Below are 3,240 nucleotides of genomic sequence, written 5' to 3' on the forward strand. Positions count from 1 at the left end.
GTCAACCCCGGCTCGGGGACGTCACCCGCCCGCATGACCAGCACCCGGCCGCCGCGCAGACCGGCGAGCAACGTGCGGGCGGCGCCCAGCGCCGTCTGGCCCGCGACAGCCTCCAGGCCCGCATCCGCGAGCGCCGCGGCCTCCGCCGCAGTGGGCCCGTCCCGCCCCACGCAGACGACGACGTCGCTCAGCCCCTCGTCGGCCAGACCGATGAGGGTGGTCTCCAGGTCTCCGCTGCCGTCAACAATGACGACCACGCGGAGGCACGTCACAGCACGCGTTCTCGTCATCTGCCGTCTCATGTCCCCTCCCAGCCTTTCGTCTCACCTTCGCGTAGACCTTCGCCGTCTCGCTCACGAGACGAACTCCCAGAACGCGGCTTCTTCCCTCGGGCGCGGCGCCGGCAGATCGCCCTCATCAACAAGACCCCACAGGAGGTCAGCCGCTCGCTCCTTGCTGATCTCCTCCTCTCGTACGAGCTCGAGCACCGCGCGTTGGAAGGCGCGCGGCTGCGTCGTCCCGGCCAACTCCTCGCTGCTGTAAAGATCAAGCTCAATCATGTCCGCCTGGGTCGTCCGCACAGAGCGGATGCTGCCCGCCTCAGAGGCGGAGACAGCGCCCAGATCGCTCAACCGACGCGCGAGAGTTGACATATCCACCCGGTACTCGCTGCCGATGACCACCGCCGCCGTGCGCAGCCCGGACCGCTCCGACATCTCCGTCCAGCGCTCGATCACGGCCTTCCGCGGAAGTAGGAAGGCCCGTGCGAACGCATCCAGACGAGCCTCCATCGGCTCATCGGCGTCGGCGATCCGCCAGTCCACCGTGTAGGTGTCCTTAACCAGGAAATGGCCAAGCTCGTGCGCCGCCGCCAGGCGCCTGCGCCCCACCTTCCTGGTGGAGTTGACCAAAGCAACACCAAGTCCGTCGATGAGGACGGTCCCGGCGTCCGCAGTGTCATCACCAAGGGGCCGTGTGAAAACAAAAAGACCAGCTGTGGCCAGACGATCCTGGATCTCGCGAACGGGTTCGGCCTGGTCATAGTTGAGCAGATCCCGTGCCTTCGCTGCCATCGCCTCGACTTCTGCCTCGGAGTCGGGCCGCTTCCACGCCTGAGTTGGGGCAGCAGCCGTGAGGGACCGTAGCGAGTGGACCAAGCGGACCTCGTCAGCGAGGTCCGCGAGGAGTGCGTCGATCTGTGAATCCACGGTGTCGAGCCCCTGCGACGAGCGATGGGCGACCACCGCGGCGACCGGTTCTTCGAAAAAGGCGGCCATACGGACATGGAGCGCGCGGGCGATGCTGGACAGCTCAAGGGCGGAGACCTTGCGTGTGCCCGCCTCGATCTTGTTGACTGCGGTCCGTTCAAGTCGTACCTGTTCGCCCAGCTGTTGCTGGCTCATACCGGCACGCGTACGCACCTCGCGGATCCGGGTGCCGAGGGACTGCGGCGTCGTCTCTCCCATACGTGCGATTTTGGCACGTTCGGGCCTCGCGTGACAATCCCGCACCCATAACGGCTGCTCAACCGCACGTCCCGGATCAATCAGCGCGCCTCGCCCGGAATCTCGGCGTCGCCGGGGGCGCCCCAGTGGCTGATCCGCCCGGTGGCGAGAACCTCGGCGGAGGAGATACCCCAGGTGTGTCCGCCGGCCGCGCGGCGCTGCACGAAGCCGAAGCGGGAGGCCGCATACAGGCGGGCGCCGGCCGCGGAGGCCTTCTGGAGGAAGCCGGTGTCCTCCCCGGTGGTGGTGTCGGGGAAGTGCACCTGGCGGGCAAGGTCGGTGGCGGCCACGAGGGTCGGGCCGGCCAGGAATGAGGTGTAGCGGTGCTCCCATTCGGGGAAGCGCAGGACCACGGCGCTCTCGGCCTCAAGGTGGACGAAGTAGGCGTGTTTGCCCACCACCTCGGCGCGGGCGTAGTCGGCGGCGGCGAGGGATTCGAAGAGGTGGTAGTCGCCGTAGAGGTCGTCGTCATCCAGCTTGGCGATGAAGTCGGCGTCGACCCGCTCCAGCATGAGGTTGTAGTTGGCGCCGAGGGTGTTGGCGGCGTCGCCCGTCACCCAGTCAACCTCCAGGCCCAGTTCGCGGGCCCGGGCGCGGGCGGCGTCGGGCGCCTCGAAGCCGTGGGTGAGGATGATCGGGCGCTGGTCGACCTCCCGCTGGCGGGCCAGGGTATCCAGCACGCCGTCCAGCCGCTCGGGGCGGATCGTAGAGATCAGCGGCGTGATCGTGGGACGCCGGTAGCACCGCTCCCCCAGGCCGACGGCGGTCAGCACCTGGTCCACGCGCGCGGTGTAGGTGTGCTTCAGCCAGATCTCGCGCTGGGCGAGGTAAGTCATGCGCGCCCGCAGCTCCGGGTTGTTCACCATGGCCCGCTCGGTCCAGTAGGCCTCCTCGCGGTCGGCGACGACGGCGAGGGTCCCGGCGGGCAGGAACCGGGCCGTGGCGGGCGAGGGCATGGTGACCACCGGGGTGCCGCAGGCGGTGATCTCGAAGATGCGGCGGGCGAACATGGAGGGGCTGGTTACGACGGAGTTGACGTTGAGGAAGACCTTGTAGCCGCGGTAGGCGGACAGCATCTCCGGGTAGGTCAGCGAACCGCGCACGAAGGCGTCGTAAGGCGCCGGGAACTGGTAGTTCGCGTCCGCCCCCAGGTAGCGGGAGAAGATGTCCAGACCGTCCTCCAGCTTGGGGCCGGCATCCACCGCCGCTCCCAGGAGGGTGGTCATCTGCTCGCGCCGCTCGGGGTATTTATGGGCGAAGTACATGCCGGCGAAGGCGATGTCACGTAACGGGGCCGGACGGGCATCGTCGTCGAGCAGACGGATGGGGTTGTGGATGGTGGGCTGGGCGGCGAAGGGCAGGACGCCGACCCGGTCGTGTCCGAGCTCGGCCCGGTAGCGGTCCAGGAGGGTGGAGTCTGTGGTGAACACCCAGTCGAACAGGCGGGCGGTGTCAATTGCCTCGCCGTAGTGGGCGGGGTCCTCCTTGTTCCAGAAGACCGTGGGAATGCCGGCGGCGCGGACCTGGGCGACCAGTTCACGCAGGTGGCTGGAGGGGCCGCCCTTGCCGATGACCTGGTAGCGCCAGGCATCACCGTTGCCGTGCCAGGCGGATTCCACGAAGAGCAGGTCGATCGGGGCGGCGGCGAGTTGGTCACGCCAGTCGGCTGGAGTGAGCGCAACGGCCCGCCACTCGTACTGGAGGGCGAGGGTGGTGAACTCGTCGGCGATGACGC

General features: G+C 68.3%; 3 protein-coding genes. All 3 read right to left on the minus strand.

Annotation, left to right across the window (positions count from 1 at the left end):
• The coding region (locus tag RWX45_RS00940; protein ID WP_316021921.1) for a hypothetical protein at positions 1-272 on the minus strand (272 nt) is incomplete at its 3' end.
• Positions 273-353: 81 nt separating this feature from the next.
• The gene (locus RWX45_RS00945) at positions 354-1,466 is read right to left on the minus strand and encodes an XRE family transcriptional regulator (RefSeq protein ID WP_316021922.1); all 1,113 of its coding nucleotides are present in this window, start codon (positions 1,464-1,466) and stop codon (positions 354-356) included.
• 80 nt (positions 1,467-1,546) lie between these two features.
• The coding region (locus RWX45_RS00950; protein ID WP_316021923.1) for a glycosyltransferase at positions 1,547-3,240 on the minus strand (1,694 nt) is incomplete at its 5' end.

Origin of the sequence: Actinomyces sp. MRS3W (assembly GCF_032465695.1) — a bacterium.
In the GTDB taxonomy this organism is placed as follows: domain Bacteria; phylum Actinomycetota; class Actinomycetes; order Actinomycetales; family Actinomycetaceae; genus Actinomyces.